General features: G+C 58.5%; 24 protein-coding genes and 1 tRNA gene. 16 read left to right on the top strand and 9 right to left on the bottom strand.

From position 1 onward, the window contains the following. Nucleotides 1-164 precede the first annotated feature (164 nt). Complete coding sequence (locus ACTG4B_RS13555) at nucleotides 165-1,364, bottom strand: ROK family transcriptional regulator (protein ID WP_439156238.1); 1,200 nt, start codon at nucleotides 1,362-1,364, stop codon at nucleotides 165-167. 144 nt (nucleotides 1,365-1,508) lie between these two features. On the opposite strand from ACTG4B_RS13555, the gene ACTG4B_RS13550 reads away from it, so the two are divergent. The 4 genes from ACTG4B_RS13550 to ACTG4B_RS13535 all read left to right on the top strand — a co-directional run bounded on the left by ACTG4B_RS13550 (nucleotide 1,509) and on the right by ACTG4B_RS13535 (nucleotide 5,047). Beyond that, on the top strand, nucleotides 1,509-2,540 hold the full coding sequence (locus ACTG4B_RS13550; RefSeq protein WP_439156237.1) for a substrate-binding domain-containing protein: 1,032 nt from the start codon (nucleotides 1,509-1,511) through the stop codon (nucleotides 2,538-2,540). 71 nt (nucleotides 2,541-2,611) lie between these two features. Next, the gene (locus ACTG4B_RS13545; protein ID WP_439156236.1) at nucleotides 2,612-3,664 is read left to right on the top strand and encodes an ABC transporter permease; all 1,053 of its coding nucleotides are present in this window, start codon (nucleotides 2,612-2,614) and stop codon (nucleotides 3,662-3,664) included. Then, a complete protein-coding gene (locus ACTG4B_RS13540) occupies nucleotides 3,661-4,434 on the top strand; it encodes an ATP-binding cassette domain-containing protein (RefSeq protein ID WP_439156235.1) in 774 nt (257 codons plus the stop codon). Before ACTG4B_RS13545 ends, ACTG4B_RS13540 begins: the two co-directional genes overlap by 4 nt. Continuing rightward, a complete protein-coding gene (locus tag ACTG4B_RS13535) occupies nucleotides 4,418-5,047 on the top strand; it encodes a hypothetical protein (protein WP_439156234.1) in 630 nt (209 codons plus the stop codon). The genes ACTG4B_RS13540 and ACTG4B_RS13535 overlap by 17 nt, the downstream gene beginning before the upstream one ends. A 146-nt stretch (nucleotides 5,048-5,193) precedes the next feature. On the opposite strand, the gene ACTG4B_RS13530 is transcribed toward ACTG4B_RS13535, so the two are convergent. Beyond that, nucleotides 5,194-5,270: transfer RNA gene (locus ACTG4B_RS13530), tRNA-Ile, on the bottom strand. A gap of 111 nt (nucleotides 5,271-5,381) precedes the next feature. On the opposite strand from ACTG4B_RS13530, the gene ACTG4B_RS13525 reads away from it, so the two are divergent. Beyond that, the gene (locus ACTG4B_RS13525; protein WP_439156233.1) at nucleotides 5,382-5,603 is read left to right on the top strand and encodes a hypothetical protein; all 222 of its coding nucleotides are present in this window, start codon (nucleotides 5,382-5,384) and stop codon (nucleotides 5,601-5,603) included. Here ACTG4B_RS13525 and ACTG4B_RS13520 read toward each other — a convergent pair. Continuing rightward, on the bottom strand, nucleotides 5,600-6,640 hold the full coding sequence (locus tag ACTG4B_RS13520; RefSeq protein WP_439156232.1) for a sterol desaturase family protein: 1,041 nt from the start codon (nucleotides 6,638-6,640) through the stop codon (nucleotides 5,600-5,602). The genes ACTG4B_RS13525 and ACTG4B_RS13520 overlap by 4 nt on opposite strands. A gap of 208 nt (nucleotides 6,641-6,848) precedes the next feature. Between ACTG4B_RS13520 and purM the strand changes: the two genes are divergently transcribed. The 4 genes from purM to ACTG4B_RS13500 all read left to right on the top strand — a co-directional run bounded on the left by purM (nucleotide 6,849) and on the right by ACTG4B_RS13500 (nucleotide 10,176). Continuing rightward, nucleotides 6,849-7,889 carry a phosphoribosylformylglycinamidine cyclo-ligase gene (gene purM, locus ACTG4B_RS13515; protein WP_439156231.1) on the top strand — a complete coding sequence of 347 codons (1,041 nt, stop codon included), beginning with the start codon at nucleotides 6,849-6,851 and terminating at the stop codon, nucleotides 7,887-7,889. Further along, complete coding sequence (gene purN, locus ACTG4B_RS13510; protein ID WP_439156230.1) at nucleotides 7,886-8,485, top strand: phosphoribosylglycinamide formyltransferase; 600 nt, start codon at nucleotides 7,886-7,888, stop codon at nucleotides 8,483-8,485. Before purM ends, purN begins: the two co-directional genes overlap by 4 nt. 70 nt (nucleotides 8,486-8,555) lie before the next feature. Then, nucleotides 8,556-9,713, top strand: coding sequence for a ribonuclease D (rnd, locus tag ACTG4B_RS13505; protein WP_439156229.1), 1,158 nt, complete (start codon nucleotides 8,556-8,558; stop codon nucleotides 9,711-9,713). A gap of 55 nt (nucleotides 9,714-9,768) precedes the next feature. Next, the gene (locus tag ACTG4B_RS13500; protein WP_439156228.1) at nucleotides 9,769-10,176 is read left to right on the top strand and encodes a SufE family protein; all 408 of its coding nucleotides are present in this window, start codon (nucleotides 9,769-9,771) and stop codon (nucleotides 10,174-10,176) included. Here ACTG4B_RS13500 and ACTG4B_RS13495 read toward each other — a convergent pair. From ACTG4B_RS13495 to ACTG4B_RS13480, 4 genes are read right to left on the bottom strand one after another with little or no spacing between them, the layout of a single operon-like run. Next, nucleotides 10,173-10,796: a DUF1638 domain-containing protein gene (locus ACTG4B_RS13495; RefSeq protein WP_439156227.1), complete on the bottom strand. Its 624-nt coding sequence runs from the start codon at nucleotides 10,794-10,796 to the stop codon at nucleotides 10,173-10,175. The two genes, ACTG4B_RS13500 and ACTG4B_RS13495, sit on opposite strands and share 4 nt — an antisense overlap. Continuing rightward, nucleotides 10,793-11,128: a YbjQ family protein gene (locus ACTG4B_RS13490; RefSeq protein WP_439156226.1), complete on the bottom strand. Its 336-nt coding sequence runs from the start codon at nucleotides 11,126-11,128 to the stop codon at nucleotides 10,793-10,795. The genes ACTG4B_RS13495 and ACTG4B_RS13490 overlap by 4 nt, the downstream gene beginning before the upstream one ends. Beyond that, nucleotides 11,109-11,330, bottom strand: coding sequence for a hypothetical protein (locus tag ACTG4B_RS13485; protein ID WP_439156225.1), 222 nt, complete (start codon nucleotides 11,328-11,330; stop codon nucleotides 11,109-11,111). The genes ACTG4B_RS13490 and ACTG4B_RS13485 overlap by 20 nt, the downstream gene beginning before the upstream one ends. Before the next feature lie 53 nt (nucleotides 11,331-11,383). Beyond that, a complete protein-coding gene (locus ACTG4B_RS13480) occupies nucleotides 11,384-12,091 on the bottom strand; it encodes a corrinoid protein (RefSeq protein WP_439156224.1) in 708 nt (235 codons plus the stop codon). A gap of 131 nt (nucleotides 12,092-12,222) precedes the next feature. On the opposite strand from ACTG4B_RS13480, the gene ACTG4B_RS13475 reads away from it, so the two are divergent. Further along, the gene (locus ACTG4B_RS13475) at nucleotides 12,223-13,305 is read left to right on the top strand and encodes a PA0069 family radical SAM protein (protein WP_439156223.1); all 1,083 of its coding nucleotides are present in this window, start codon (nucleotides 12,223-12,225) and stop codon (nucleotides 13,303-13,305) included. Between the two features lie 265 nt (nucleotides 13,306-13,570). Here ACTG4B_RS13475 and bmt read toward each other — a convergent pair whose 3' ends face one another. Together bmt and ACTG4B_RS13465 are read right to left on the bottom strand one after the other, a co-directional pair. Then, complete coding sequence (bmt, locus tag ACTG4B_RS13470; protein ID WP_439156222.1) at nucleotides 13,571-14,587, bottom strand: betaine--homocysteine S-methyltransferase; 1,017 nt, start codon at nucleotides 14,585-14,587, stop codon at nucleotides 13,571-13,573. Nucleotides 14,588-14,771: 184 nt separating this feature from the next. Next, a complete protein-coding gene (locus tag ACTG4B_RS13465) occupies nucleotides 14,772-15,086 on the bottom strand; it encodes a DUF1476 domain-containing protein (RefSeq protein WP_439156221.1) in 315 nt (104 codons plus the stop codon). Nucleotides 15,087-15,220: 134 nt separating this feature from the next. Between ACTG4B_RS13465 and purC the strand changes: the two genes are divergently transcribed. The 6 genes from purC to ACTG4B_RS13435 form a co-directional block, all read left to right on the top strand. Further along, the gene (gene purC, locus ACTG4B_RS13460) at nucleotides 15,221-15,982 is read left to right on the top strand and encodes a phosphoribosylaminoimidazolesuccinocarboxamide synthase (protein WP_439156220.1); all 762 of its coding nucleotides are present in this window, start codon (nucleotides 15,221-15,223) and stop codon (nucleotides 15,980-15,982) included. 50 nt (nucleotides 15,983-16,032) lie between these two features. After that, nucleotides 16,033-16,263, top strand: a complete 231-nt coding sequence (gene purS / locus ACTG4B_RS13455; protein ID WP_439156219.1) for a phosphoribosylformylglycinamidine synthase subunit PurS — start codon at nucleotides 16,033-16,035, stop codon at nucleotides 16,261-16,263. Further along, nucleotides 16,263-16,931 (top strand): phosphoribosylformylglycinamidine synthase subunit PurQ, encoded by a 669-nt coding sequence (purQ, locus tag ACTG4B_RS13450; protein ID WP_439156218.1) that lies wholly within the window; start codon nucleotides 16,263-16,265, stop codon nucleotides 16,929-16,931. Before purS ends, purQ begins: the two co-directional genes overlap by 1 nt. A gap of 46 nt (nucleotides 16,932-16,977) precedes the next feature. Further along, nucleotides 16,978-18,732: a sensor histidine kinase gene (locus ACTG4B_RS13445; RefSeq protein ID WP_439156217.1), complete on the top strand. Its 1,755-nt coding sequence runs from the start codon at nucleotides 16,978-16,980 to the stop codon at nucleotides 18,730-18,732. An 11-nt stretch (nucleotides 18,733-18,743) separates the two neighbouring features. Next, complete coding sequence (locus tag ACTG4B_RS13440; protein ID WP_439156216.1) at nucleotides 18,744-20,075, top strand: sigma-54-dependent transcriptional regulator; 1,332 nt, start codon at nucleotides 18,744-18,746, stop codon at nucleotides 20,073-20,075. A 415-nt stretch (nucleotides 20,076-20,490) separates the two neighbouring features. Then, the coding region (locus ACTG4B_RS13435) for an Rne/Rng family ribonuclease (protein ID WP_439156215.1) at nucleotides 20,491-22,132 on the top strand (1,642 nt) is incomplete at its 3' end.

The following is a 22,132-nucleotide window of genomic DNA, read 5'->3' as shown; positions in this document are numbered from 1 at the left end:
TTATTTCGAAATACTTGGCGAAATCGGTTTTGCGCCCATGGCTTTCCATCCCATCATACTTTCGTTCGTCGCGGGAATGGGCCGTGCAATTGGGGTCATATTTGAATGACATAGCGGCCGAGGCTTGATGGGTCCGTCTGACCACAGCTTTGACGCACTGATACCTATTGCACAAGAAAACGATGACTGAGCGGAAGGCTGGCGGCGCCCAGAACGCGTGCGTCGGCGCCCAGTGTTCCTGTCGCAATGACAGGGCGATGCATGCCTGTCATGTCAAGGTCCGCAAGGATGGTCGCAACGCGTTCCGTCAGGTTTTTACAAAGCGCACGCGGGATCCAGCCATCGAGGAGAACAAGCTCTAGGTCTAGGATTGCCTGGACGGATTGAATGGCATGCGCAAGCGCGTGTGCGCATTGCTCGCTCCATTCGGCGATCAGGTCTGCGGGCAGGTCCCAGTTTTCGGGATCAATCCACATTTGACGCGGATCAAATCCGTTCTGTAGCAGGGTGTTTTCAAGGGTTGCCAAAGACGCAAGTTCAATCAATGGGCGCGAGACCCCGTTGAGGTCGGGAACGCGCAGCGGGCCAAAGCCTGCGGCGTTGCCGCTTGATCCGGTATAAAGCGAGTTGCCAAGCGCCAGACCACCCCCGACGAAAAAAGCAATGAAAAAGCAAAGCGCGTTGGCTGGCAGTGGCCTTGCGCCAAAAACCATTTCGGCGCTGCAGGTCGAGGTGGCATCATTTTGCAGAAAGACCGGTATGCCAAGTTCCTTGGCCACCTCTGACTGAAGGTTGCGATGTTCCCAATTTGCCATCAGCCCCGCGTCAACGCCCAGATGCGCGGCCCAGTTCCACAAGAAAAAGGGCATTGCAATACCAAGGCCTGCGATCCTTGATTTCAGATGCGGCGACAGCCGGCGGCGGAGTGCCGCCGAAGAGGATTTGGCAAACTGTAGAACCTGGTCAAAGTCGGGATAGTCATAGATCTGCTTTTCGCGATCAATGATCTTTCCCAGAAAATCGACGGCGACCATCTCAACCGAGCGGCGACCGACCTTCATCCCCAGAAAGACAACCCCCGTAGGGTCAAGTGACAAGGGCACCGACGGTTGTCCGATGCGCCCGCGTGACGGTGTTCCGCGTATGATCAGGCCGTCACCCTCGAGTGATCCGATCAGACGGGCGACGGTCTGGGCCGACAGGCCGGTGCGCCGCGCGATATCTGCTTTGGCCAAATTCGCATGGCGCCGCAGCAAGGTCAGGACAACACGTTCGTTATGTTCGCGCATACCACCCTGATTGGTGCCAAGCCCGATTGCGGTGCCCTGATCTTCGTTCGATTGCGAATCCAGACTGCGTTCCATACGCTGTGATACCTCTGATATGTGTGTACTTTATACCCTAGCACAATAAATAACTCTCTGGAAGTTAGTTATTGACTTGGCCGCCAAAACACTTCACCTTTGGGTCTTGTGAGGAAGATAAAACTGGGTTCATGGGAGGAAAACATGTTCAAATCGACAAAAACTGCACTTTTGGGCGGTGCAATCGCTGTTGCAAGCAGTGGTGCTGCCTTTGCGGCCGGCCATGGTGATGTATCGGCATGCCTGATTACAAAAACGGATACCAACCCGTTTTTCGTTAAAATGCGCGAAGGTGCGACAGCCGCTGCTGAAGAGCTTGGTGTCGAGCTGATGACATTTGCAGGCCAGTTCGATGGTGACCACGAAACGCAGGTGGCCGCGATTGAAACCTGCATTGCATCGGGTGCGTCGGGTATCCTTTTGACTGCGTCGGATACATCGTCAATCACGTCGGCGGTCGAGCAGGCCCGCGAGGCGGGGTTGCTTGTCATTGCGCTTGATACACCGCTTGACCCTGCTGATGCAGCTGACGCAACTTTTGCAACCGACAACTTTGAGGCCGGTCGATTGATTGGCGCCTGGGCTGCCGGGCAGTTGGGTGATGCGGCGGCCGACGCCAAGATCGGCTTGCTGAATATCAACGTCAGCCAGCCGAGTGTCGGTGTGTTGCGCAATCAGGGTTTCCTTCAGGGATTCGGGATTGACCTGGGCGATCCGTCCCGCTGGGGCGATGAAGATGATCCGCGCATCGTTGGGCACGACGTATCCAATGGCGCCGAAGAGGGTGGCCGCACGGGTATGGAGAGCCTGCTTGCGCAGGATCCGATGATCAATGTGGTCTACACGATCAACGAACCAGCCGCCGCAGGCGCCTACGAGGCGTTGCGTTCGATTGGCCGCGAAAATGACGTGCTGATCGTATCTGTTGACGGCGGCTGTCCGGGGGTCACGAATGTGGCAGAAGGGGTCATCGGCGCAACGGCACAACAGTATCCGCTGGACATGGCGCGCTTGGGTATGGACGCGATCGTCAGCTATGCGACTGATGGCAGTCTGCCCGAGAACTCGGCGGGCCTCGACTTCTTCAACACTGGTGTTGCGCTGATCACGGATGCGCCCGTCGATGGTGTGCCGTCGATCACATCTGCCGAAGGCTTGGAGCTTTGCTGGGGCTGATATACCCATAAGGCACTGAAACAGATCTGCCCGACATGTCGGGCAGATCTATCCTGCGAGTGGAGAGCATCATGTCCGACAGTTATGAGAGTGCGGCGCGCAAGGCAGAGGCGGTGGCAGATTTCGGCAGCGGGTCACGGACCTTTGTCAGTCGCGTTCAACACACGCTGCATGTGACACCTTCACTTGTGCCCTTGCTGGTGCTGCTGACGGCGGTAGTCGTCTTTGCCGTGCTTCTGGGCGAACGGTTTTTGTCTCCTTTTGCCCTGACACTTATCCTGCAACAGGTCCAGATCGTGGGCATCGTTGCCCTGGCGCAATCCCTTGTCATTCTGACGGCCGGTATTGATCTGTCTGTCGGGGCGGTCATGGTGCTGTCGTCGGTCGTGATGGGGCAATTCACATTCCGGTATGGCCTTCCGCCAGAGCTTGCGATCGTCTGCGGTATTCTATGTGGCGCGCTATGCGGCTTTATCTCTGGCTGTCTTGTCGCAATCGCCAAATTGCCCCCGTTTATCGTGACCTTGGGCATGTGGCAGATCGTTCTGGCGACCAATTTTCTGTACTCTCGCAATGAAACCATCAGAAGCCAGGACATCGAGAGCGAGGCCGCTATCCTTCAGTTCTTTGGCGAACGGCTCGAGATTGGCGGCGCGATTTTCACCTACGGCGTGATCTTCATGATCCTGCTTGCGCTCCTGCTGGCCTATGTGCTGCGCGCGACGGCATGGGGCAGACATGTATATGCAGTCGGTGACGACCCGGAAGCCGCAGAACTGTCTGGTGTAAACGTAAGGGCGACACTGATTTCGGTCTATGTTCTTGCCGGTATCATCTGTGCCTTTGCGGGCTGGGCACTGATCGGGCGCATCGGATCAGTCTCACCAACCTCTGGTCAGCTTTCCAATATCGAAAGCATCACAGCGGTGGTGATCGGCGGTATTTCCCTGTTCGGCGGTCGGGGATCAATCCTTGGCGCGTTGTTCGGCGCGCTGATCGTGGGCGTGTTTACGTTGGGGCTGCGGCTTGCAGGTGCAGACCCGCAATGGACCAATCTGCTGATCGGGGTGCTGATTATTGCAGCCGTCGGCGTTGACCAATGGATCCGGAGGGCATCGGCATGACAGAACCCATTCTCAGGGCGCGCAATCTGGTCAAACGCTATGGGCGCGTCACGGCAATTGATCGCTGTGATTTTGACCTGATGCCGGGTGAAATTCTGGCGGTGATCGGGGACAACGGCGCGGGCAAGTCCAGTCTGATAAAGGCTGTATCCGGTGCAACAATCCCCGATGAAGGCGAGGTTTGGCTCGAGGGAAAAAAGGTGTCTTTCAGTTCACCGAACGAGGCGCGGAAGGCCGGCATCGAAACGGTTTATCAGCAACTCGCAATGAGCCCTGCATTGTCGATTGCAGACAATATGTTCATGGGGCGCGAAATCCGCCGGCCGGGATTTGCAGGAAAGTATCTGCGGATGCTCGACAAACCCAAGATGCAGCGTCTTGCCCGTGAAAAGCTCAGTGAATTGGGGTTGATGACCATCCAGAATATCAATCAGGCGGTCGAGACCTTGTCAGGTGGCCAACGGCAGGGTGTCGCGGTGGCGCGCGCTGCCGCGTTTGGATCAAAAGTCATTATCCTTGACGAACCCACCGCCGCCCTGGGCGTGAAAGAAAGCGGTAAGGTTCTGGAGCTGATCCAGGACGTCAAATCACGCGGCATCCCGATCATCCTGATCAGCCATAACATGCCCCATGTGTTTGAACTGGCTGACCGGATCCATATCCACCGCCTTGGCAAACGCCTGTGCGTGGTCAACCCGTCCGACGTGTCGATGTCCGATGCCGTCGCATTGATGACCGGCGCAATGAGCCCCGATGACATTGCCGCCTGACAGACTTGCCCAAAAGGCGCTTGACCATGTCCTGCAGTTACCCGGCGGGCGCAAGCTGATTGCAATCGCGGGTCCGCCCGGTTCCGGAAAGTCCACGATCGCCGGACACCTTGATCATCTTTTGCAGGCACGTGGCCGCACATCAGCTGTCGTGCCGATGGATGGGTTTCACCTTGATAATGCACTCTTGAAGGGCCGTGGACTATTGGACCGGAAAGGCGCAGCCGAGACATTTGATGCGACAGGTTTCTGCCATCTCGTCCAGCGCATTGCGACTGGCCAGCAGGATGTCGTCTATCCGGTTTTTGATCGCCATCGCGACATTGCAATTGCCGGTGCGGCGGTCCTGCCTGAAGATGTCGAGTTCGTTATTTTCGAAGGGAATTACCTTGTCCTGACCGCCGATCCCTGGCACCGGCTGGCAAAATTCTGGACAAGCACGATCTGGATTGAAGCGTCGAACAAGGAACTTGAGGGCCGCCTGGTCGCGCGGTGGGTTGGCGAAGGCTATTCCGACGAAGATGCGCGGATCAAGGTCACCGAAAACGATCTGCGCAACTGTCAGTTTATTCAGTCTCATAGCCGGCTGTGTGACCTGGTTCTGCCGTGTTGACGCAAGGTATCCGCTTTGAACCGACCAAAAGGATCGACCTGCCGTGATGTGCTGAAATATTTTGTGCCTTTGCGAGACTTTGCGCCGGATGCGGCGTCAAACCTTCTTACGGCATGCGGGGATTTCAGCCAAGTCACTGAAAAATATGGTAGGCCCGGAGGGACTCGAACCCCCAACCAAAGCGTTATGAGCGCTCTGCTCTAACCAATTGAGCTACAGGCCCCCCGTCCAACCGCTTTAGCAGACAGGGCAAGGCCGTCAAGTTGTCGAAAAATGTCTTTCAATGTTCCTGTGATGATTTACACTCTATTTACGTTAGGTAAGGAGGGACAAAATGAAATCGATTTTCTTGGGCTTTTGCATTACCGTCGCGTCCGCTGTTGCGGCGCAGGCCGGTGAGTTTAAAGCCGAATCGTCAAGCGATGGCAATGCGGCGTTCATCTTGCTGGCGTTGGTGGCGGTCGTTGTTGCGACTGGCAGCGGCATGCTTGCCACGCGCAACGACAACAGTCTGGATATCAAATCAGACGACGCAGACGACAACGCCGGTTTCTAGGGGCGGCGCGCCGGTATGCTGAACATGCGGCGTATCGGATCCCACAGCACAGAACCAAGCCGATGCGTCATCAAGGGCGCATCGGCTTGGTCATTCAGGCCAAAGGTGATGTTTTCCTGCGCCTTTGTCACGTAAAGCGTGCCAAACATCCAATCCCATATCGCGAGCATGTTGCCGAAATTCTTGTTGTAATGGGCGGGATCCGTGCTGTGGTGGATGTGGTGTTGCGCGGGCGAAATAAAGATTCGTTCCAGCACGGGCCCAAAACTGATCCAGATATGGCTGTGGTGAAAATTGGCGATTGTCGCATTCCCGAGCACGATAAAAGCATTTGCCCCGGCGATCTTGGCAAAACTGGCAGTATCGTCGAAAACCCCGACCAGCACACCAAGCAGCGTGCCGATGATCACCGATTGCATGCTGGCGCTGACGATAAGGCCGAAAGGGTGCTGGCGATAGGTCGTCAGCGGGGTCAGAACGGATGCGCTGTGGTGGACAGCATGCAATGGCCAGATTGACCTTGTCGTGTGATAGGCCCGATGCACCCAGTAGACGGCAAATTCACTGGCCAGCCAAAAAATGAACGCCAACATAAGTGGAGAAAGCGGCGCATTGCCCAATGCCGCACCGGGGAGCTGCGCAGCAACTATGGCTGCAACCGCCGGGATCGCCACAAATTTGGACAATATACCGAAGAAGCTCATCAAACGGCCGATAACAAAGAGCTGGATGTCCAATGTGGTAGAGCGGTGCCGCCAGATCGCCCGTGGCATTAACCACGATAGAAAGCTGCCGGTTTCCCTTCGCCACAAGAATATTCCCCAGGCCAACAGGAACCACAGCAACAGATACTGTGGCGCAAGCAACTGCTGCGCTCCAAAGAAACTGTGATAAAGCGTCGTCAGCTTTTCGAACATTGGTTTCCCGCCGCGAATGACGTCACCAATGGTCGGCCTATGATGTGCAGTTGTCAACGGCCCACTGGGCAGTTCGGACCCGATGCCGGAGTTGACCGAGGAAGCGGCGGCGCGGGCCATATACAGATAGCCAAACGCCGGCCGCCCCAAGACCAGCGAGAATGAAAGAACATGAGGAGGGCGCTTTCATCTCATCTCCTCAATGCCCTTCAAAGTGTTAACAAACCCTGAATGATCCGTCGAAAAAACGATCTTGCGGAAGTTCAAGCCGTTGCGCAGACCCTTGGCATCCGCTATCGCATCGGCAACTGACAGACGGGGTGTCATCATGACGAAAAACGGGCTCACCTATGCGGACGCGGGCGTAGACATTGACGCGGGCAACACGCTTGTAGAGCGGATCAAACCGGCCGCAAAGCGCACCGCACGTTCCGGTGTCATGGCGGGGTTGGGCGGTTTCGGCGCGCTGTTCGATCTCAAGGGCGCGGGATACACAGACCCGATCCTTGTGGCCGCGACCGACGGTGTCGGCACCAAGCTGCGGATCGCGATTGATACCGGCAACGTCGATACCATCGGGATCGACCTTGTGGCGATGTGCGTCAACGATCTGGTGTGCCAGGGCGCGGAACCGCTGTTTTTTCTTGATTACTTTGCCACCGGCAAGCTGGAACTGGATCAGGCCACCCGCATCATCGAAGGGGTCGCGGCAGGTTGCGCCGCGTCGGGTTGCGCGCTGATCGGCGGCGAAACAGCAGAAATGCCGGGCATGTATCATGACGGCGATTTCGACTTGGCGGGTTTTGCGGTTGGTGCAATGGAACGCGGGTCCGATCTGCCTGCGGGTGTTGCGGTGGGGGATGTGCTGCTGGGGCTGGCATCTGACGGGGTGCATTCCAACGGGTATTCGCTGGTGCGCCGGATTGTGGACCTGTCAGGTCTGGCATGGTCCGATGCGGCCCCTTTTGCGGATGAAAGCCTGGGCGGCGCGCTGCTGGCGCCGACGCGGCTTTATGTCAAACCTGCACTTGCGGCGGTGCGGGCGGGGGGCGTGCATGCGCTGGCGCATATTACCGGCGGCGGGCTGACCGAAAACCTGCCGCGCGTTCTGCCCCAGGACATGGGCGCGCAGATCGACCTGAACGCCTGGGCATTGCCACCCGTCTTTCGCTGGCTGGCTGAAAATGGCGGCATGGCCCAGGCCGAACTGCTGAAAACCTTCAACGCAGGCATTGGCATGGTGATCGCGGTCGATGCTGATCGCGCGGCTGACCTGACCGCGCTGCTGACGGATGCGGGCGAAACCGTTCACACGCTGGGCCATGTCACGGCCGGCAGTGGCGTGTCCTACACAGGCCAGTTGCTGTGACCAAACGGGTCGCCATCCTGATTTCGGGCGGCGGGTCGAATATGGTTTCTCTGGTCAAATCCATGACCGGCGATCATCCCGCGCGGCCTGTGTTGGTGGTATCCAACGACCCGAAGGCAGGTGGGTTGGACAAGGCGCAGGCGCTGGGAGTGCCGACAGCGGTCGTCGATCACCGGCCATTCGGGCGCGATCGCGCCGCATTTGAAGCCGCCCTGCAAAAGGTGCTGGCAGACGCGCGGCCCGATATCATCTGCCTTGCCGGCTTTATGCGGATATTGACGCCAGAATTCACGGCCCGGTGGGCGGGCAGGATGCTGAACATCCACCCATCGCTTTTGCCAAAATACAAAGGGCTGCATACCCACGCCCGTGCGTTAGAGGCCGGTGACCGCGAACATGGCTGCACCGTGCACGAGGTCACAGCGGAACTGGATGGTGGGCCGGTCCTTGGGCAGGCGCGGCTGGACATCGGCCCTGATGATACGCCTGACACACTTGCCGCGCGTCTTTTGCCTCTGGAACATGCGCTTTACCCTGCTGTGTTGCGCCGTTATGCGGCGGGTGACCGCACCCCTGTCTCACTGTCCGCGAAATGAAACGCACCCGGCTTTCATTCGCGGGGCTGATCGCATAACAGTAGCTCCTGAAACGAGTGACGGACGAAGAATGAAAAAGATTACAACGACGGACGCGCTGGCCGCGTTCTGCGCCGAAGCTGCCAAACGCCCTTATGTGACGGTTGATACGGAATTTCTGCGCGAACGCACCTATTATTCGAAACTTTGCCTTGTGCAGCTGGCTTATCGCGATGACGCGGGCGAAGACGCGGCGCTGGTCGATCCGCTCGCCGAGGGGCTGTCGCTGGAACCGCTTTATGATCTTTTTCGTGATGCAGGTGTCGTCAAGGTATTTCACGCCGCCCGTCAGGACCTGGAGATTTTCTACGTTGATGCGGGCGTTATTCCGGCACCGTTGTTCGATACCCAGGTCGCCGCGATGGTTTGCGGTTTTGGCGAGCAGGTCGGCTATGAAACGCTTGTGCGCAAGATCGCCAAGGCCGATCTGGATAAATCATCGCGTTTTACCGATTGGTCGCGGCGTCCGCTGACCGATGCACAGGCAACCTATGCGCTGGCCGATGTGACGCATTTGCGCGACATCTATGAATACCTGTCTGACCGGCTGGATAAATCTGGTCGCAAGAAATGGGTGGCCGAGGAAATGGCGGTCTTGAAGGATCCCGCCACCTATCAGGCCGATCCCGATACCGCGTGGCAGCGCGTCAAGACCCGGACGCAGTCGGGCCGTTTTCTTGCGATCGTGCGCGAACTGGCCCGGTTTCGGGAAACCTATGCGCAGCAACGCAATATTCCACGCAGTCGCGTGTTCAAGGATGATGCGCTGGTCGAACTGGCCTCGACGAAACCGCAAAACGAGCAAGATCTGGGCCGGTCGCGGCTGTTGCTGCGCGAGGCCCGCAAAGGGGACGTTGCCCAAGGTATTCTGGACAGCATCAAGGCTGGTCTGGCCGTGGACAATGCCGACCTGCCCAAGCCCGACAAATCGCGCGTCGCCATTCAGGTGAACCCAGCATTGGCCGATATGCTGCGTGTCCTGCTCAAGGCCAAGACCGACAACGAAGGTGTTGCGCAGAAGCTGATTGCAACATCTGCCGATCTGGATGCACTGGCCGCAGGTGAGCGCGATGTCCCCGCCCTGAAAGGGTGGCGCCGCGAGGTGTTCGGCAATGACGCGCTGCAATTGTGCGAAGGCAAGGTGGGGCTGGCGGTCAAAGGACAAAAAGTCGTCACTGTTGCGCTGTGATCTGGACGAACCCACCCGGCGACCCTAGGTGATAAAGGCAACAAGAGGCGCGAAAATGGCAAATCCCGACTTTGAAGAACTCGTTGAAACGTTTGAATTCCTTGACGATTGGGAAGACCGTTATCGCCATGTCATCGACATGGGGCGGGCGATGGACCCATTAGAGGACGCGTTGCGCGTGCCAGCCACCAAGGTTGATGGCTGCGCCAGCCAGGTCTGGCTGGTCCCACAGGTTGATGATGGAATTTTTACCTTTCGTGGTGCCAGCGATGCGATGATCGTGAACGGCCTGATTGCGGTGCTGCGGGCACTTTACGACAAACAGCCCGTTGATCAGATCGGGGCGATCGATGCGCCTGCCGAACTGGGGCGTCTGGGCCTGAATGACCATCTGTCGGCGCAGCGATCCAATGGGCTGCGTGCCATGGTAGAACGGATCAGGGAAACCGCGGCGGCGGCCTAAACCACGGCCAAGGCCATCTGCAGATCGCCATACCCGGTAAACCGCCGCTCGAACGTCAGACCAAGGCGCGCGGCACAGGCCCGCGCCTTGGCCGTCAGGGATGGGTCTTCGGTCTGTGCCTGATAGACCAGCTTTTCATAATTGCCGAAATACATATCCCGCAGGTCGGGGTGACGGTCCAGCCCCAGCGGTTCCCACACAAAGGCATCGAACTGGCGCACCAGAAAATCAGTCAGGTAAAATGCGGTGATCTCATCGCGGGCGGCAAAGGTATCCACGCCTTCGAAAAACGCATAACAATGCGGGCCGCGGACCATTTCAACCCCCATGTCCGCGCAGGCGGCCTGCAACTGCCCGCCCGTGCCGCAATCGGCATAAACCACAAAAATGCGGTCGTAGGCATCACGGTGTTTTGCGACAGCCTCTCGCACCGCAGGGACGATCCGTTCGGGATGATTGTGCAGAATGGCGGGCAGGCACTGCAGATCCAGATGGTTCCAGCCATTCGCCGCCCTCAGCGCGAGGATTTCCCGCGCCAATGCCCCGCAGGCAATCAACAGCACCGACCCGACACCCTTGGGCGCAAGCCCCGTGACTGTCAGGGTCGCATCCGTCGTCACGACAGGCGCACCGCGGTGCCGTAGGCCACGATTTCGGACGCGCCATTCATGATCGCGGAGGTTTCCATGCGAACGCCGATAATCGCATTGGCCCCCATACGTTGCGCTTCTTCCTTCATGCGGTCCAGCGCCTGTTCGCGCGCACCTGCCAACAGCGAAGAATAGCCCGTCATTTCCCCGCCAACCAAATTGCGCAGCCCGGCGACGATATCGGTGCCGATATGCTTGGCCCGCACCGTCGCACCGCGCACCAGCCCGAAGGTTTGCAGCACATCACGGCCCGGCACGCTGTCGGTTGTGCAGATCAGCATATCAGTTTTCGAAACGGTCATAGTGATCGTCGTCCTTGTTGTTGATCCGCTCGGAAATTACCCGCCACGCGACATAGGCACACAGGGCCACGACGCTTAGCACGGCAAGACCGGCCACCGGCGCAAATTGCGTGCTGGCGATCAGGGCAGTGGCAAGCCAAACCGTAGCCGCCGCTGCAGCGACCACACTCACAATGATAAGAACCAGTTTGTCTAAAGGCATGGACCTCTCCTTTGAGATCAATATGAGGGGACCAACCGCAAATAAAAAGGGGATCAGGCGTGTGCTGAGCCCTGATTATGCTTGCGCGCGACAAGGGTCTTGGCGGTTTCCACGGCAACGGCGGCATCGCGGCAATAGGCATCTGCCCCGATCGCACGGCCAAATTCCTCGTTCAAGGGGGCGCCGCCGACCAACACGATATAATCATCGCGCATGCCTTTTTCGATCATCGTATCGATGACGACCTTCATATACGGCATGGTTGTCGTCAGCAGGGCGGACATGCCCAGAATGTCCGGCTGCTCGGTTTCCAGAGCTTCGACATAAGCCTCGACCGCGTTGTTGATCCCCAGATCGACCACCTCGAAACCAGCGCCCTCCATCATCATCGCGACAAGGTTCTTGCCGATGTCGTGGATGTCGCCCTTGACGGTGCCAATCACCATCTTGCCCATACGGGGCGCACCTGTTGCAATCAGCAGGGGTTTCAGAATTTTCATGCCGCCTTTCATCGCATTCGCGGCCAGCAACACCTCTGGGACGAACAGGATGCCATCGCGGAAGTCGTGACCAACGATCGTCATGCCGCCAACCAGGGCTTCTGTCAGCACCCGGTAGGGGGCCCAGCCACGCGCGATCAGGATGTTCACGCCTTCTTCGATCTCTTCCTTCATGCCATCATAAAGGTCGTCAAACATCTGCGCGACAAGATCCTCGTCGTTCAGTTCGGACAGAATGATGTCATCTTCTTGGTCGGACATTTGGCACCTCTAGGATTTTGCTGTCTACCTAATGCTGCATTCACGGTTTGGCCAGCCAGAGATTTGCGACATTCGCACGATCGGCACCGACGCACGCTTGCCGATATTCATGTTTTGTTCCATGATGCCGTATGACATGCGACCTGACAAAATCAAATCATCGCACGCCGGGCCGCGCGGCGACATCAAACCCCCATGTGCGGTTTGACCGCTATCAGGTGACGGCGGTTGACGAAGGCTGGGACCAGGGCGGTGAATTACCCGTGCTGCGCACCCAGGTCACCGAGGAAGATGCACGCAGGATCATTACGCGCAATTCATCTCCTGACCTGTCTTTTGATCGGTCGATCAACCCATATCGCGGTTGCGAACATGGCTGCATCTACTGTTTCGCGCGGCCCAGCCATGCGTTTCTGGGGCTGTCGCCGGGGCTGGATTTCGAAACGCGGTTGATCGCACGGCCCAATGCCGCCGAACAGTTGCGCAAGGAACTGTCCCATCCGCGCTATGTGCCGGCCACGATTGCCATCGGCACAAACACCGACGCTTACCAGCCTATTGAACGGGATCGCGGGTTCATGCGGCAGGTGTTGCAGGTACTGTCGGATTTCAACCATCCCGTGGCTGTCGTCACCAAGGGCACGCTGATCGAACGCGATGTGGATATTCTGGCGCCCATGGCGGCCAAAGGGCTGGTCCGTGTGGGCATTTCCGTCACGACGCTGGACCCCAGGACATCGCGGGCGATGGAACCGCGTGTACCATTGCCCAAGGCGCGGTTACGCACGATCCGCCATTTGACGGAGGCAGGAATACCGGTGCGGGTGATGGTCTCGCCTGTCGTGCCCGCCCTGACCGATCACGAGCTTGAGGCCATCCTGGCCGCCGCAAGTGATGTCGGTGCGGTTGCAGCGTCTGCCATTGCGTTGCGCCTGCCACGCGAAGTGGCAGGTCTCTTTCGGGACTGGCTGGCTGACTGTTACCCCGACCGCGCTGCACGCGTAATGGGCCGGGTGCGGGAACTTCACGGCGGGCGCGATTACGATTCAGAGTTTGGCAGGCGGATGACGGGGCAGGGGGAATGGGCCAGCTTGATCCATCAGCGGTTCAGGCTGGCGACCCGGAAACTGGGGCTGGATCGCAGTTTACCGCCTCTGCGTTCGGATCTTTTCAAGCGACCGCCGCAGTCAGGTGATCAAATGTCATTGTTTTGATTGTCGCACACGCCAGCTGCCCTGACGCAAGCCGAAATGTCGGAGCCTCCGGCGGAGGTATTTGGAAACAGAAGAAGATCGGGCCCCGCGACACGGTAGCCGTGCGCGAGAACCTTCTCCAGTTACGGTCATCGGCTCCTCAGCCTGTACCGCAGGATCACGATCGCAGGGTTTGGTTAGAAAACCGTTAATGGCCTTCTTCTGTTTGAAAATACCGCGGGGGAGCCGCGGCACGCGGCGGGGGCAGCGCCCCCTCTGCCCAAGATTACGCTTTGCGGCGACGCCCACGGCGGGGTGCTGCCTCTGGTCCGGCGCCGTCGGTGCCATCCGAGGCGGATGAAAATCCGCCCAGCGCTTCGGTGATTTTCTCTAGCGTGGGGCGATCGCCCTTTTGGCGCGTTTCAAGTGCTTCGCGCATGGCCACCAGATGTGCGGGCGTGGTGCCGCAGCAGCCGCCAATGATCGTCGCGCCGCAATCACGGGCCAGGACCGCATAATCTGCCATCAGGGCAGGGGTGCCGTCATAATGGATGTGCCCGTCGTGATATTTCGGGATGCCCGCATTTCCCTTGGCGATGATCGGCACGGTCGGCCCTGCGGCGGCAAAGCCCAGCACGGTGCGCAGCAGATCGGATGCGCCAACACCGCAGTTGGCGCCAAAGGCCAACGGCTGCGGGTCCAACTTGCCCACCATTTTGACCATATCGGCACTGGTCAGCCCCATCATCGTCCGGCCCGCGGTGTCAAAGCTCATGGTGCCGCACCATGGCATGTCTGCCAGCGCGAATGCCTCGGCGGCGGCACGGAATTCTTCGGCTGCGCTGATCGTTTCAACCCAGAGCACATCCGCGCCTCCGGCTTTCAGTCCTTCGGCCTGTTCGTGAAACATTTCCACGGCGCGTTCGTGGGTCAGGCTGCCCATGGGGGACATGATTTCACCTGTCGGGCCGACCGATCCCGCCACGACAACCGGTCGCCCGGCTGTATCGGCGACATTGCGGCCGATTTCGGCGGCAGCCTTGTTCAATTCGAACACACGGCCTTCGGCACCGTGCAGTTTCAGCCGCGATGCGTTGGCACCAAAGCTGTTGGTCAGGAAAATATCGCTGCCTGCGTCAACGGCGCCCTTGTAAAGCTGTGTAATTTTTGCGGTTTCGTCGATGTTCCACATCTCGGGCGCATCACCCGACATCAGCCCCATGTTAAACAGGTTCGTTCCCGTCGCGCCATCGGCCAGCAGCCAGTCACGGGTTTCAAGCAGTTTGGAAAGTGCGTTGGTCATGATGTCGTTCCACCGTGAAGGTAAGTGCTGTTCGCGCGCCACAATTGACCGCGAACTCAAGTTGCAAGACCGGCGCGTGGCCCGGGCAATACGTTACGGATGCCTTTATCCTGTTATGATACAGGATAACAGCGCATCAAGATGAGATCCGTAAACCGCCAGGTAGCCCGGCCCGTGTCGCGGCTCAGCTTTCTTCAAGCAGTTGCGACTTGGCCCGGGCCATCAGGGCGATCATCTGTTCGCGAATTGTCTTTTCGTCCGCCAGCGTTCCCAGATCGGCGGCGACCTTGCGATAGACATCTTCGTCGCCGGGTTCTGCCATGTCGGCCTTGATCACCTCGGCGGCATATGCTGTCGCATCATCACCGGTCTTGCCCATCAGTTCGGCGGCCCAAAGGCCCAACAACTTGTTGCGGCGCGCCTCGGCGCGGAACTGCATTTCGGCATCATGGGCGAATTTTGATTCGAATGCATTTTCGCGATCTTTGAATGTGTTCATGTCCGGACCCTCGTGATTTGATTGATCAGGGTATGATATGCCCGTGCAGGTGCTTGCCCGCAAGGGGGGCTTGCACTATGACGCGCACATGACGCGGCCCGGGGCGGGTGTGCGCAGGCAATCAAGAGGTGAGCATGGCACGCCGCAAGAAGATTTACGAAGGCAAGGCAAAGATCCTTTACGAAGGTCCGGAGCCCGGCACCCTTGTGCAGTATTTCAAGGATGACGCCACAGCCTACAACGCCGAAAAGAGAGCCGTGATCGAAGGCAAGGGGGTGCTGAACAACCGTTTGTCGGAGTTTTTCATGACCGGTCTGGGCCAGATCGGTATTCCCACGCATTTCATTCGGCGTCTTAACATGCGCGAACAACTGATCAGGCAGGTCGAGATCATCCCGCTTGAGGTTATCGTGCGCAACTTTGCCGCCGGCAGCATGGCCAAGCGACTGGGCATGGACGAAGGTACGCCGCTGCCGCGCCCCATCGTCGAATTTTCCTACAAGGACGACGCCTTGGGCGATCCGCTGGTCCCCGAGGAATATATCATTGCGTTTGGCTGGGCCACGCAGCAGGACATGGATGATATCGTCAGCCTTGCACTGCGGGTGAATGACTGGATGTCGGGTGTCATGTATGGCGTCGGTATCAAGCTGATCGATTTCAAGATCGAGGTTGGGCGTGTCTGGGATAATGAATTTCCCCGCCTGTTGCTGGCTGATGAAATCAGCCCTGACAGCTGCCGTCTTTGGGATGTGGAAACCGGCCAGAAGCTGGACAAGGATGTGTTCCGCCGCGATCTGGGCAATCTGGCGGATGCCTATACAGAGGTTGCCCGCCGTCTGGGTGTGCTGCCGTCCAACGTGACCCACCGTCCCAAGCCGACGCTCATCAACTGACCGTCGTTTCTGAGTATTTTTGGCAAGATGATGATGAAAGAGGCGCTGACATGAAAGCTCGCGTTTATGTAATGCTCAAGACCGGTGTGCTTGACCCGCAGGGCGAGGCAGTGCGCCATGCGCTTGGCAGTCTTGGTTTCGAGGGGGTGAACGGCGTGCGGCAGGGCAAGGTCATCGAACTTGATCTGGCCGATGGCACGACCGAGGACACCGTAAGGGACATGTGTGAAAAGCTGCTGGCGAACACGGTGATCGAAAGCTACCGGATCGAGGTGCTCTGATGCGGGCCGCAGTCATCGTATTTCCCGGTTCGAACTGCGACCGTGACATGGCCGTGGCGCTGCGCGCTGCCGGTGCTGATGTGCAGATGGTCTGGCACAAGGATGCGACGCTGCCCGATAATGTCGATCTGGTTGCGATCCCGGGCGGGTTTTCGTTTGGTGATTATCTGCGTTGCGGGGCCATTGCGGCGCAGTCGCCGATCTGCCGTGCCGTCGTGGCGCACGCCGAACGCGGCGGTTATGTGCTGGGGGTCTGCAACGGGTTCCAGGTATTGACCGAAACCGGCCTGTTGCCCGGCGCGCTGATGCGCAACGCCAACCTCAAGTTCATTTGCAAGACCGTGGATTTGACTGTTGAAACCTCTGATAGCGCATTTACCTCGGGGTATCATGCGGACGATGTGATCGGCCTGCCTGTGGCGCATCACGATGGCAACTACACCGTCGATCCAGACATGCTGTCGCGTTTGGAAGGCAATGATCGGGTCGCGTTTCGATATGTCACCAACCCTAACGGGTCGGTCGCGAACATCGCAGGCGTGCTATCGGAGAACCGCCGGGTGCTGGGGATGATGCCCCATCCCGAACGGGCAGTCGACCTTGGTCACGGCAGCACGCTCGGGCAGGCGTTGTTCACCAGTTTGGTGGGCCAATTGGCGCTGACCTGATGTCTGTGTGCTTGCTGGGCCGTGGGGGTGCGCATAAACTGCGTCAATGAAAGCTGCACACCATAAAAAAGGTCGCCAGGTGCGGGACAGATGGTATCTGCGCCTGTCCATTGTCCTGATCTGTGCCCTTGCGGTCGTTGTCATTTACGTCAGCAATCAATTTCTGACCCAGCGTTTCACCGAAACGATCCGCAACCGATCCGAGGTGCGGTTGGCGCTTTACGTCACAAACCTGATGAGCGAACTGCAACGCAACTCGGTGGTTCCGCAGCTTTTGGCCCGTGACCCGGAGCTGATCAAGGCATTGGATAGCAAGGATTATTCGCTTTCTACTGTGCGCCTTCTGTCGTTTGTTGACGAAATTGGCGCCGCATCGCTGATGCTGCTGGACCGTGATGGCCGTACGGTTGCTGCGACGGACAGGAGCAGGTTGGGCGAAAACCATCGTGCAGCGCCTTTCTTTGTCAATGCGCAGCGCAATAGCCGGACAGTCTATACAACCTACCTCAAGGAAACCGGGGCCTATGATCTGGTCTATGCCCGCCGGATAGAATCAGCCGGTCAGATGGTCGGGGTGATTACGGTGGAAGTAGACGTTGCGCGCCTCGAGCGTGGCTGGGCAGGGGTGTCTGATGCGGTGATCGTCACCGACAGCGAAGGGACAATCATCATGTCCACCGAACCGCGCTGGCGTGGCCTGCAGGAAGCCGAGGCACTGCAACGCCAATCGGCCCCCTCTGCGATTGAACGTGCGTTGCAGGCGACGCAGGGTTGGACGACCTTACCGGCCGATGCCTACCTGCGCGGAGAGGCCGTGTTGCGCCGCGAGGCCCGGGTGCCGCATCAAGGATGGCGGATGGTGACATTTACCACCTACGCATCGGTCCGCGAGCGGGTAAATGGCGTGCTGGCGATTGAACTGATGGGATTCGCCATCATCATGGCCGGGCTTTTCTGGTTTTCGTCGCGGCGGACGGCGTCAAGGCTGGTGTTGTTCCAGCGTGAGTCAGCGGAATTGCGCGCACTGAACCAACGCCTGCAGCGGGAAATTGCCGAACGTGAAAAGGTCGAAAAGACCCTGCAAGTGGCCGAGCAGACCATCGCGCAATCATCCAAACTGGCGGCTTTGGGGGAGATGTCGGCGGCGGTCAGCCATGAACTGAACCAGCCGCTGGCGGCGATGAAAACCTATCTGGCGGGTGCGCGGCTGCTGTTGCAGCGCCAGCGCCCTGAAGAGGCATTGTCATCCTTTCAGCGGATCGACGATTTGCTGGAACGAATGGGTGCCATCACACGGCAGTTGAAATCATATGCCCGCAAGGGCGCGGATTCATTTGAACCTGTGGATACAAGGGCTGCGGTGTCATCCGCGCTGGCCATGATGGAACCACAACTCAAAACCCGCGCAGTCAATATGATCCGCACCCTGCCAAATGAGCCTGTGATGATCCTGGGTGATCGGCTGCGGTTGGAACAGGTCATCATCAACCTGTTGCGCAACGCGTTGGACGCCACGCAGGGGCGTGATGATCCGACGATTGAGATCCTGTTGGCCGCCGGTGATACGGTCACGCTTCAGGTGCGCGACAATGGCGACGGAATCGACAATCTCGACGATCTGTTCGAGCCGTTCTACACCACAAAACAACCCGGTGACGGTGTGGGGCTCGGGCTTGCCATCTCATCGGGGATCGTCAACGAATTGGGCGGCCGCCTGACCGCGCATAATGCAGCAGATGGCGGCGCGATTTTCGAAGTGCAGTTGCCGCGCCTCGAACAGGATGTCGTCGCGGCGGAATAAGGACGCAAAAGATGAGCAAAGCCATGAAAATTGCAATTGTCGACGATGAAAAGGACATGCGCCAGTCGATCAGCCAGTGGCTGGCCTTGTCCGGTTTCGACACCGAGACATTCGCCTCGGCAGAAGACGCGCTGAAAGGTCTGGGAAGTGAATACCCCGGCATCGTGGTCAGCGACATCAAGATGCCCGGCATGGACGGCATGCAGTTTCTCAGAAAGCTCAAGGGTGTGGACAGCTCTTTGCCTGTCATCATGATTACGGGCCACGGTGATGTGCCAATGGCGGTCGAGGCGATGCGTGTCGGCGCGTTCGATTTTCTGGAAAAGCCGTTCAACCCTGATCGCATGACCGAACTGGCCAAAAAGGCTACGCAGGCCCGCCGGCTGACGCTGGACAACCGCGCCTTGCGGCGCGAATTGTCCGACGGCTCGGCCCTGATCAAGAAACTGATCGGGCAGTCCGGGCCGATGGAGCGCCTGAAAGAGGATATTCTTGATCTGGGGCAGGCCGATGGCCATGTGTTGATCGAAGGCGAGACAGGCACCGGCAAGACGCTGGTGGCGCACGCCCTGCATGCCGTGGGCGCACGGGCGAACCGGAAATTTGTGCTTCTGAGCTGTTCGGCCTTTGACGAAGACACACTGACGCGGCGCATCTTTGGCCCCGCCCATGATGACGAACCGATCCCGGCGATCGAAGAGGCGCGCGGTGGCACGCTTGTGCTGGAAGATATCGAAGCGCTCAGCGGGGCGTTGCAGGCCAGACTGCTGACGGCGATCAACGAACAGGGCACACCTGCCGAAACCCGTATCGTCGCGATTTGTAACCTGCAGGAACAGGACAAGACCTGTGAAAGCGTTCTGCGCCCTGATTTGTTCTACCGTCTGGCAGCCCTGCGCATTACCGTGCCGCCCCTGCGCCAGCGCGGTGAAGATATCCTGACCCTGTTCACCGGTCTTTCCGATCAGTTTGCCGATGAATACGGCTGCGATGCCCCAGAGGTCAGCGCACAGGAAGCGGCCCAGTTGTTGCAGGCGCCATGGCCGGGCAATGTGCGCCAACTGATCAACGTGGCCGAACGGGCCGTCTTGCAGAACCGCCGCGGGTCTGGGTCGATCGCATCGCTTTTGATGTCAGACGCAGACGATATGAAACCTGCGATGACGACCGAGGGTAAACCGCTGAAGGAATTTGTAGAGGCATTCGAGCGGATGCTGATCGACAATACGATGCGGCGGCATAAAGGCTCGATTGTCTCGGTAATGGAGGAACTTTGCCTGCCACGCCGGACGCTGAACGAGAAAATGGCCAAGTATGGCCTTCAGCGATCTGATTATCTGTGACGACCACCGCGAAATGTCGGGGCTTGCACGACGCCACTTGTGCAAGGTGCCCTTCGTCCCTTATGTAGATAGGACGGGTGTTCGTGCGAAGGTTGCACGGTGCCGCCCGGGAGAATTCTCTGCTGTGAAAGGTGAGGGGTGAAAACCCCGCCAGGTTCCGGCAGCTGATTTGGTCGAAAGGCCAGAAGAACGCCCTTGGCCGCGCGTGTTTTGTGCGGACCGGGCCTTGAACGGGCCCCGGCAGTGTTTCGGGGTCGGAGAAGAAACGCGATGCAACGCGCGCAAGTCAGAGGCAATGATGCAGCGGCCCCGGGGGGTCCTGTTTCTGCCCGCGCGCAGATCGCCTTAATCAGACATATAGCACGATCCGCCGCGCCCCCTGGGACGGGGGTTGTGTTATGTGCGAACGGAAAAAATGCCAAAGAAAATGCTTATAGATGCGACACATGCGGAAGAAACCCGCGTCGTGGTCGTAGACGGCAACAAGGTCGAAGAATTTGATTTTGAAAGCCAGTTCAAACGCCAGCTTGCTGGAAATATCTACCTTGCAAAGGTAACACGGGTCGAACCATCGCTACAGGCGGCGTTTGTGGATTATGGCGGTAACCGCCATGGTTTCCTTGCCTTCTCGGAGATCCACCCCGATTATTATCAAATCCCGGTCGCGGACCGCGAGGCGCTGATCGCCGAGGAAAAAGCCTATGTCGAAAGTCTGAAGGCCGAAGAAGACAAGGAAGAAGAGCCGAAACCGCGCCGGAGCCGATCGCGCACGCGCACGAAACCTGCCGCCGCAGAGGGGCAGGATGCAGTCGCGACAGCGGATGTCGAAACATCCGAAGAAGACACATCCGGTGATATCGCGGGCATGGAAACCATCGACCTTGGCGATGCCGAAGAGGGCAGCTCGCCGATGGAGCTGGTCCGCGACACGCCTGTGGAAACCCCCGCAGCTGGCGAGGACGATGACGACGACCACGCCCAGATTGATGCGCGCACCAAAGACGACAGCATCGAAAGTGTCGCTGACGAAGACGATACCGACGAGGTGCGCCCAGTGCGCAAGCCGCGCCCCAAGCGTTACAAGATACAAGAGGTCATCAAGGTCCGTCAGATCCTGCTGGTGCAGGTGGTGAAAGAGGAACGCGGCAACAAGGGTGCCGCGCTGACGACCTATCTGTCGTTGGCCGGGCGCTATTGCGTGTTGATGCCCAACACCGCACGGGGCGGCGGCATCAGCCGCAAGATCACCAATGTGGCCGACCGCAAGAAGCTCAAGGAAATTGCAGGATCCATGACGGTGCCCGAGGGGGCTGGCCTGATCATTCGCACCGCCGGGTCGCAGCGCACCAAGGCAGAGATCAAGCGCGATTACGAATACCTGCAACGGATGTGGGAACAGATCCGCGAACTGACGCTGAAATCCATCGCGCCTGCCAAGATCTATGAGGAGGGCGACCTGATCAAACGGTCGATCCGCGATCTTTATTCCAAGGACATCGACGAGGTGATCGTCGCAGGCGAGGCAGGGTACCGCACTGCCAAGGACTTCATGAAAATGATCATGCCGTCCCACGCAAAGAACGTGAAATACTACGCCGAACAGCTGCCGCTTTTCGCCCGTTATCAGGTCGAGGGCTATCTGGGCGGCATGTTCAACCCCACGGTGCAACTGCCATCGGGCGGCTATATCGTGATTGGCATCACAGAGGCGCTTGTGGCGATTGACGTGAACTCTGGCCGGGCGACCAAGGAAGGGTCGATCGAACAGACGGCGCTGAAAACCAACCTGGAAGCCGCCGATGAGGTGGCCCGCCAGTTACGCCTGCGCGATCTGGCCGGTCTGATCGTGATCGACTTTATCGACATGGACGAACGCAAGAATAACGCCGCCGTTGAAAAGCGGTTCAAGGACAAGCTGAAAACCGACCGTGCACGGATTCAGGTGGGCCGGATTTCCGGCTTTGGCCTGATGGAAATGTCGCGTCAGCGTCTGCGCCCCGGTATGCTCGAGGCGACAACGCAGATGTGTCCGCACTGTCACGGCACGGGCCTGTTGC

This window comes from Yoonia sp., from assembly GCF_965660735.1.
Lineage (GTDB): Bacteria > Pseudomonadota > Alphaproteobacteria > Rhodobacterales > Rhodobacteraceae > Yoonia.
Note: the sequence above shows the minus strand (reverse complement) of the source record. Positions and strands in the feature narration are given on the sequence as shown.

Coding starts and splice junctions, on each gene's coding strand:
- purS (WP_439156219.1), top strand. CDS start 16,033: ATGAAAGCTCGCGTTTATGTAATGCTCAAGACCGGTGTGCTTGACCCG.
- ACTG4B_RS13465 (WP_439156221.1), bottom strand. CDS start 15,086: ATGAACACATTCAAAGATCGCGAAAATGCATTCGAATCAAAATTCGCC.
- bmt (WP_439156222.1), bottom strand. CDS start 14,587: ATGACCAACGCACTTTCCAAACTGCTTGAAACCCGTGACTGGCTGCTG.
- ACTG4B_RS13535 (WP_439156234.1), top strand. CDS start 4,418: ATGACATTGCCGCCTGACAGACTTGCCCAAAAGGCGCTTGACCATGTC.
- purC (WP_439156220.1), top strand. CDS start 15,221: ATGGCACGCCGCAAGAAGATTTACGAAGGCAAGGCAAAGATCCTTTAC.
- ACTG4B_RS13555 (WP_439156238.1), bottom strand. CDS start 1,364: ATGGAACGCAGTCTGGATTCGCAATCGAACGAAGATCAGGGCACCGCA.
- ACTG4B_RS13490 (WP_439156226.1), bottom strand. CDS start 11,128: ATGACCGTTTCGAAAACTGATATGCTGATCTGCACAACCGACAGCGTG.
- purM (WP_439156231.1), top strand. CDS start 6,849: ATGACGAAAAACGGGCTCACCTATGCGGACGCGGGCGTAGACATTGAC.
- ACTG4B_RS13480 (WP_439156224.1), bottom strand. CDS start 12,091: ATGTCCGACCAAGAAGATGACATCATTCTGTCCGAACTGAACGACGAG.
- ACTG4B_RS13520 (WP_439156232.1), bottom strand. CDS start 6,640: ATGGCCCGCGCCGCCGCTTCCTCGGTCAACTCCGGCATCGGGTCCGAA.
- rnd (WP_439156229.1), top strand. CDS start 8,556: ATGAAAAAGATTACAACGACGGACGCGCTGGCCGCGTTCTGCGCCGAA.
- ACTG4B_RS13525 (WP_439156233.1), top strand. CDS start 5,382: ATGAAATCGATTTTCTTGGGCTTTTGCATTACCGTCGCGTCCGCTGTT.
- ACTG4B_RS13445 (WP_439156217.1), top strand. CDS start 16,978: ATGAAAGCTGCACACCATAAAAAAGGTCGCCAGGTGCGGGACAGATGG.
- ACTG4B_RS13485 (WP_439156225.1), bottom strand. CDS start 11,330: ATGCCTTTAGACAAACTGGTTCTTATCATTGTGAGTGTGGTCGCTGCA.
- purQ (WP_439156218.1), top strand. CDS start 16,263: ATGCGGGCCGCAGTCATCGTATTTCCCGGTTCGAACTGCGACCGTGAC.
- ACTG4B_RS13475 (WP_439156223.1), top strand. CDS start 12,223: ATGACATGCGACCTGACAAAATCAAATCATCGCACGCCGGGCCGCGCG.
- ACTG4B_RS13545 (WP_439156236.1), top strand. CDS start 2,612: ATGTCCGACAGTTATGAGAGTGCGGCGCGCAAGGCAGAGGCGGTGGCA.
- ACTG4B_RS13500 (WP_439156228.1), top strand. CDS start 9,769: ATGGCAAATCCCGACTTTGAAGAACTCGTTGAAACGTTTGAATTCCTT.
- ACTG4B_RS13440 (WP_439156216.1), top strand. CDS start 18,744: ATGAGCAAAGCCATGAAAATTGCAATTGTCGACGATGAAAAGGACATG.
- ACTG4B_RS13540 (WP_439156235.1), top strand. CDS start 3,661: ATGACAGAACCCATTCTCAGGGCGCGCAATCTGGTCAAACGCTATGGG.
- ACTG4B_RS13550 (WP_439156237.1), top strand. CDS start 1,509: ATGTTCAAATCGACAAAAACTGCACTTTTGGGCGGTGCAATCGCTGTT.